Annotated in this window: 6 protein-coding genes; 5 read left to right on the top strand and 1 reads right to left on the bottom strand. The window is 46.3% G+C overall.

Annotated elements, in window-relative coordinates; translation table 11 throughout:
- Positions 1-338 precede the first annotated feature (338 nt).
- Positions 339-686: a hypothetical protein gene (locus tag GRP75_RS16380; protein ID WP_023987757.1), complete on the top strand. Its 348-nt coding sequence runs from the start codon at positions 339-341 to the stop codon at positions 684-686.
- A gap of 34 nt (positions 687-720) precedes the next feature.
- Here the strand turns inward: GRP75_RS16380 and GRP75_RS16385 are convergent, their stop codons facing one another.
- A complete protein-coding gene (locus GRP75_RS16385; protein ID WP_068940002.1) occupies positions 721-1,161 on the bottom strand; it encodes a GNAT family N-acetyltransferase in 441 nt (146 codons plus the stop codon).
- Between the two features lie 613 nt (positions 1,162-1,774).
- Here GRP75_RS16385 and ilvB point away from each other — a divergent pair.
- The 4 genes from ilvB to GRP75_RS16405 all read left to right on the top strand — a co-directional run bounded on the left by ilvB (position 1,775) and on the right by GRP75_RS16405 (position 6,827).
- Positions 1,775-3,520, top strand: coding sequence for a biosynthetic-type acetolactate synthase large subunit (ilvB, locus tag GRP75_RS16390; RefSeq protein ID WP_023987759.1), 1,746 nt, complete (start codon positions 1,775-1,777; stop codon positions 3,518-3,520).
- 1 nt (position 3,521) lies between these two features.
- Entirely contained in the window at positions 3,522-4,007 is a 486-nt protein-coding gene (gene ilvN / locus GRP75_RS16395; protein WP_023987760.1) for an acetolactate synthase small subunit, read from the top strand.
- A 162-nt stretch (positions 4,008-4,169) separates the two neighbouring features.
- The gene (ilvC, locus tag GRP75_RS16400; protein WP_160789822.1) at positions 4,170-5,162 is read left to right on the top strand and encodes a ketol-acid reductoisomerase; all 993 of its coding nucleotides are present in this window, start codon (positions 4,170-4,172) and stop codon (positions 5,160-5,162) included.
- A gap of 123 nt (positions 5,163-5,285) precedes the next feature.
- The gene (locus GRP75_RS16405) at positions 5,286-6,827 is read left to right on the top strand and encodes a 2-isopropylmalate synthase (protein ID WP_025724101.1); all 1,542 of its coding nucleotides are present in this window, start codon (positions 5,286-5,288) and stop codon (positions 6,825-6,827) included.
- The last annotated feature ends 132 nt before the right edge of the window (positions 6,828-6,959 follow it).

The following is a 6,959-nucleotide window of genomic DNA, read 5'->3' on the forward strand; positions in this document are numbered from 1 at the left end:
TGTGAGGATTTTGCAAAAATCCCATAAGCGACTTCCAATGAACAAGATATAGATCGAAATGGTTTAGTTCGTCTATATCTTGCACTTCGGAGCGACTGGAATCGAATTTCGCAAAATCCTGGTGTATAAAAAATCTGGTATCTGCATGTGCAGGTACCAGATTTTTTTATATTGTGCAGGCATTTAAACATACGCTACTGGCATGAATGGAATAGACTGTGCTATGCAGATTGGACGGGACGCTCGGCCCCTGTCAGCTCCGGTCTATTTTTGGTGGTGATGAGCTATCAAGGAGCCGTTCAATCTGTCCATCCGTTGAGAAAGAAGGAGGAAATACGATGAAACAGGCAGTAACCAGAAAGCAGGTGGAGAAGCTTGTCGGCAAAGTCATCTTTGCTACTCGTAAGGATGGTTCCCAGGTCAGCGGCAAGCTGATTCGCATTTCGGGTAACCGACTGGTTCTTCAACCAAACCGCAAGAAAAAGGTAAACACGAAGGCGATTATTCCTCTGGTGCTGTTTGACTTGCTTGCCATCGGCACAGCTCCATACATTGGTGCCTATGGTGGGGGATATGGAGGCTACGGTCCAGGTTATGGAGGACCAGGATATGGTCCGCAGCCAGGCCCGTATACAGACGGGGGATACCCCGGAGTAGGATATCCGTATTACCCTAATTTATTTTAGTCATACAAAATTTTGAGCCCGAAAAAGATACTTTTTACAGTGACTTTTCGAGTTCATGGCATCGGCTCAGAGCTACGTATCGCAGTATTTGATATTGATGACGCAGATAAAAATGGATCCCCCTGATATTGTCTTCGTCCACCATAACTTTAGCCCGCTTGCAGCGACGTAGTCGTCCGTAGTGTTCGGCATGCTCCAGCAGTTTTTTTCCGTATCGCATACCTTGATGAGCCGAAGAGATTGCGATCAAATCAATGTATAATAGTTCGCCATGCAGCATAACATGAATGAAGCCAACAACCTGTGCATTATCCGGTCTGCAAGCTACAAAAGTGATGCCCCGGTTTAAGCGCCGGGGTAATTCTTTGCGTATTTGTTCCATTTCTTGGGCACTTAAATGCGATAGGGGGACAAGCTCTTGCTCGATTAGGCGAAAGATGATGGTGTCATCTTGAGAGCTGCGTTTTCGAATCATAAACGGGCCTCCTTTTCTACCCTTTTAACAAGATAAGACGTGGCTTTGGAGGAGTACACTGTCTCACCGTGTGGTCTTTTTTATAATATGCGGGTACCTCTTACAAGCGTGCGACTCTGAGGTGCTTCAGAAAAGAAACATAAATTTTTATGAAATATGGGTATTGACTATCCCAGATGAGAGACATATAATGTGTCTAAACATTTGAAAGAATGACATGAACTCAACGGCAATGAAGAGGACGAAGTGATTAGGGCTCTTTTGTTCAGAGAGTGAGGCATTAGCTGCAAGCTTCACCAAAATCCCTTTTTAACGAGCTCACCTTGGAGCTGTTTTCCTGAAAAGTATTTGGGCCCGATGATATTAACGGTGCGCTGAATCACCTATTAGGGAAAATCGTACGGTCTACGTTACAGACGCCAGATATGGAGATCCTTTGCGATTTCTGTACCTGCCAAGGTTCGATATTGCGAAATATCGGGCAAACACGGGTGGTACCACGGAAGCTACAGCCTTTCGTCCCTCAGTAACAGCAAGTCTGTTCTAGGGATGAAAGGTTTTTTTGTTTTTACAAATGTCAGATGTATGTAAATTTTGTAAAGGAGGATGACCAATGAGTGCACAAATTCCTGAAGTTAGGTCAACCAATGAATTACGTGAAAAGTGGATGAAGCCTGAAGTGATTACAGGTTCGGAAATTTTACTCCGTAGCCTGTTGCTGGAGGGAGTAGATTGTGTCTTCGGATATCCAGGTGGTGCAGTGCTTTATATCTATGATGCCATGTATGGCTTTAAGGATTTCAAGCATGTCCTCACTCGTCACGAGCAAGGAGCTATTCATGCGGCAGATGGTTATGCACGGGCGAGCGGTAAAGTGGGCGTATGTATCGCGACTTCCGGACCTGGAGCGACAAACCTGGTAACTGGTATTGCGACGGCTTTTATGGATTCGGTGCCGTTGGTGGTCATCACGGGTAACGTTATATCTTCCCTGATCGGTACGGATGCTTTCCAGGAAGCCGATATCACGGGAATTACAATGCCGATTACGAAGCACAGCTATCTGGTAAGAGATGTAGAGGATCTGCCGCGAATCATCCATGAGGCCTTTCATATTGCCAACACAGGGCGGAAGGGACCGGTGCTGATTGATATTCCGAAGGATATTTCCGCAGCCCAGACGTTGTTCGTTCCACAAACGGGACCAGTGACCATGCGGGGTTATAACCCGAAAGTGCTGCCCAACAAAATTCAACTAGACAAGCTAACTCAAGCTATTTCCGAAGCAGAACGTCCATTCATTCTGGCAGGTGGAGGAGTTGTATACTCCGGTGGACATGAAGCACTTTACGAGTTTGTTCGTAAAACGGAAATTCCTATTACGACAACATTGCTCGGGTTGGGTGGTTTCCCAAGTGGACATGAACTGTGGACGGGGATGCCGGGGATGCATGGAACATACACCTCCAATCAGGCGATTCAACAGTCAGATCTGTTGATCTGTATCGGAGCCCGCTTCGATGATCGGGTAACAGGCAAGTTGGATGGGTTTGCTCCTCAAGCTAAAATCGTCCACATTGATATCGACCCTGCTGAAATTGGAAAAAATGTTGCAGCGGATATTCCTATCGTGGGTGATGTGAAGGCAGTGCTGGAATTGCTGAATCAGGATGTGAAACGCGCGGATCGAGCTGATGCATGGAGAGCACAAATTCAGCATTGGAAGAATGAGAAACCTTATTCTTATAAGGATTCTGAAACGGTGCTTAAACCACAATGGGTTGTTGAGTTGTTGGATGAAACGACCAAGGGCGGCGCAATCGTAACGACGGACGTGGGACAGCATCAAATGTGGGCAGCGCAGTATTACAAATTCAATCAGCCACGCTCATGGGTCACCTCTGGTGGACTCGGTACGATGGGATTTGGTTTCCCTTCTGCAATCGGTGCTCAGATGGCCAATCCCGACAGATTAGTAATATCGATTAACGGGGACGGCGGTATGCAGATGTGTTCGCAGGAATTAGCCATCTGTGCAATCAATAACATTCCGGTTAAAATCGTTATTATCAACAACCAGGTGCTTGGAATGGTTCGCCAATGGCAGGAATTGATCTATGACAATCGGTATAGTCACATTGACCTGGCTGGAAGTCCGGATTTTGTGAAACTTGCCGAAGCATACGGTGTCAAAGGGCTGCGTGCTACGAATAAGGAAGAGGCACGTCGGGCTTGGCAGGAGGCGCTTGATACACCCGGACCGGTCGTTGTCGAGTTTGTAGTCAGCAAGGAAGAGAATGTATATCCGATGGTGACGCAAGGTTCGACAATTGATCAAATGCTGATGGGGGACGAGTAAAATGACAACAAAAAATACCATTGCTGTACTGGTAAATGATCAACCCGGCGTTTTGCAACGTGTGTCCGGCCTGTTCGGTCGCCGAGGCTTTAACATTGAGAGCATAACTGTGGGACAATCGGAAGAAGTTGGATTATCCCGTATGGTCATTGTGACTGTAGGGGATGAGAACAACCTGGAGCAGATTGAAAAGCAGCTTTACAAGCTGGTTGATGTGATCAAGGTCATTGATCTCAGTTCCAAGCCGATGGTAGCTCGGGAATTGGCGATGATAAAGGTAAAGGCAGAACCGCCTCAGCGGCCAGAGATCATGGGCGTGGTAGAAACATTCAGAGCAGCTGTAATTGATGTTGGAACGACGAGCTTGATCGTACAGGTCATTGGCGATACAGAAAAAATTGATGCCATGATCGAGTTGTTGAAGCCTTACGGTATTCGGGAGTTGACTCGAACCGGGGTTACAGCTATGATACGTGGCAATGCTTAATATGGAGCTTTAACGAATTACCGCTTATAGCGCATTACATCAATAAAGAACCGCCCGCATAAGAGCGGGGGCTCGAAGAGATTTTTAGATACTAATCACGAGGGAAGTCTCTTGGAGTACCCGCTCATTATGAAGGGTCCAATTAAAAGGAGGAAATTAACCATGGCAGTTACAACGTACTACGAAAAAGATGCAGAACTCAGCGTATTGAAAGGAAAGACAGTGGCCGTTATCGGTTACGGTAGCCAAGGACATGCTCAGGCACAAAACTTGCGTGACAGTGGTGTGAATGTTGTTATTGGTTTGCGTGAAGGCAAATCAGCTGATGTCGCAAGAAACGACGGTTTCGAAGTTCTGAACGTAGCTGATGCAACAAGCCGTGCAGATGTGGTTCAAATTTTGTTACCTGATGAAACTCAAGCTTCTGTGTACAAAAATGAAATTGAACCTAACCTGAAAAAAGGCGCAGCTCTTTTGTTCTCCCATGGTTTCAACGTTCATTTTGGACAAATCGTAGCTCCTAAAGATAGCGATGTATTGCTGGTTGCTCCAAAATCCCCAGGACATATGGTACGTCGTACCTATGTAGAAGGGTTTGGGGTACCGGGGTTGATCGCAATTGAGCAGGATGCAACGGGTCAAGCCAAAGAAATCGGTCTTGCTTACGCAAAAGGCATTGGCTGTACACGTGCGGGCGTAATTGAAACCTCCTTCCGTGAAGAAACGGGGACGGATCTGTTCGGTGAGCAGGCGGTATTGTGTGGCGGCGTGAGCGCACTTGTAAAAGCGGGCTTTGAAACATTGACTGAAGCAGGTTATGCTCCTGAGATGGCATACTTTGAATGCTTGCATGAGCTTAAGCTGATCGTTGACCTGATGTATGAAGGTGGATTGGCAACGATGCGTGATTCCATCAGTAATACAGCGGAATATGGCGATTATGTAACTGGACCACGCGTGGTAACGGAAGATACGAAGAAAGCCATGAAGGATGTATTGACTGACATTCAACAAGGTAAATTTGCTCGTGACTTCATCCTTGAAAATCAATCTGGACGTGCATTCCTGACGGCTACTCGTCGTAATGAAGCTAACCATCCGATTGAAGTGGTGGGCGGACAATTGCGTGAAATGATGCATTGGATCAAAAAGTAATAATCTTTTGTACTATGAACTCGACAACATGAATTATTTATAAATATTAATTACAATGCGGCCCTGCTTATTGCGTGAGCCGCATTGTAATTTAAGGGTCCTATCCTGAGGAGGTGCGTTAGGTTGCGCAAAATATATATATTTGACACAACGTTGAGAGACGGAGAACAGTCACCTGGCGTGAACTTGAATACTCGTGAGAAAGTGGAGATCGCTCATCAGTTGGAGAAGCTGGGAATCGATCGTATGGAGGCTGGATTCCCGGCTGCTTCTCCGGGTGATCTGGCGGCTGTTAATGCAGTAGCAAAAGCTGTAAAAAATTCGACGGTTATTGGCCTTTCACGTGCAAGGGAACAGGATATTGATGCGGTTCGCGAGGCACTCAAGGGAGCTCAGGACCCGTGTATCCATATCTTTTTGGCAACTTCTCCTATTCACCGTCAGCACAAGCTGCGGATGGAGAAGGCACAGGTATTGGAAACCGCTCGTGCTGCCATACGCTATGGGTTGAAATATTTGCCTAAAGTGGAGTTTTCTTTGGAGGATGCAGGTCGTACAGAGCTTGATTTTGTGGTTGAAATGGTCACTATGGCTGTACAAGAAGGGGCTTCTGTCGTCAATATTCCAGATACGGTAGGTTACTTGACACCCTACGAGTATGGAAATATATTCAAACACATTAAGGAAAATGTGGTCGATGTGGAGAAGATTCAATTGAGTGCACATTGCCACAATGACCTGGGAATGGCTACCGCTAATACACTTGCTGCCATTCTGAACGGTGCGGATCAGATTGAGGGAACCATTAACGGTATCGGTGAACGCGCTGGGAACACGGCTATTGAGGAAATCGCTATGGCACTGGAGACGAGACAGGAATTTTTTCAGGCCAAAACGTCTCTGCAATTGTCTGAAATTGCGCGCACGAGCCGTTTGGTTAGCCGTTTGACGGGGATGGTAGTGCCGGGCAACAAGGCGATTGTTGGAGCCAATGCTTTTGCGCACGAATCAGGTATTCATCAAGACGGTATGCTGAAAGAGAAAACGACCTATGAAATCATGACACCAGAAAGTATCGGTCTGAAAGAAAGCAAACTGGTACTCGGTAAGCACTCAGGTCGTCATGCTTTCCGTGAGCGTTTGATCGAGTTGGGCTACGAATTGAACGAAGAAGATCTGAATCGCGCTTTTGGGCAGTTCAAGGATTTGGCTGATAAGAAGAAGGAAGTTTCGGACGATGATATTTTGGCATTGCTGGAAGAAAAATTGGCCGATGCACCTGAAGTTTTCAAGCTGGAAACCATCTTTGTTACCTATGGGAACAAGGCTACGCCTTCCGCACAAGTGCGTCTGGTTAACGATGAAGGTCAGGTTATCGAGACAGAAGCTGAAGGAAATGGTTCAGTCGATGCGATCTATAATGCGATTGACCAAGCCAGCAGCGAGAGCGTTGTACTTTCAGATTACTCCATCAAGTCTGTTACCCATGGTAAGGACGCTCTGGGTGAAGTCCATGTAGTACTGACGCAAAACGGACTGTCTGTACAGGGACGCGGGGTAAGCACCGATATTCTGGAAGCAAGTGCTCGGGCTTACGTGGATGCGCTGAATGGTTTGATCGACAAGCGTAAAAACTACAGTAATCGCGTAGATTATAAATCTTAATTTTATGTAGACTTAAGAGTTGGATATATACAGGATCGGGTGTTTCCGGTCCTGTTTTCTTTTTCTCTGATGAAAAAACAAGCTTATAGGCTGTGCCTATTGAATTGATAGATTCTATATCTTGGTCAAAGC

It is taken from the genome of Paenibacillus sp. OT2-17 (assembly GCF_009827695.1).
GTDB lineage: Bacteria > Bacillota > Bacilli > Paenibacillales > Paenibacillaceae > Paenibacillus > Paenibacillus polymyxa_B.

Coding starts and splice junctions, on each gene's coding strand:
- GRP75_RS16385 (WP_068940002.1), bottom strand. CDS start 1,161: ATGATTCGAAAACGCAGCTCTCAAGATGACACCATCATCTTTCGCCTA.
- ilvB (WP_023987759.1), top strand. CDS start 1,775: ATGAGTGCACAAATTCCTGAAGTTAGGTCAACCAATGAATTACGTGAA.
- ilvN (WP_023987760.1), top strand. CDS start 3,522: ATGACAACAAAAAATACCATTGCTGTACTGGTAAATGATCAACCCGGC.
- GRP75_RS16380 (WP_023987757.1), top strand. CDS start 339: ATGAAACAGGCAGTAACCAGAAAGCAGGTGGAGAAGCTTGTCGGCAAA.
- ilvC (WP_160789822.1), top strand. CDS start 4,170: ATGGCAGTTACAACGTACTACGAAAAAGATGCAGAACTCAGCGTATTG.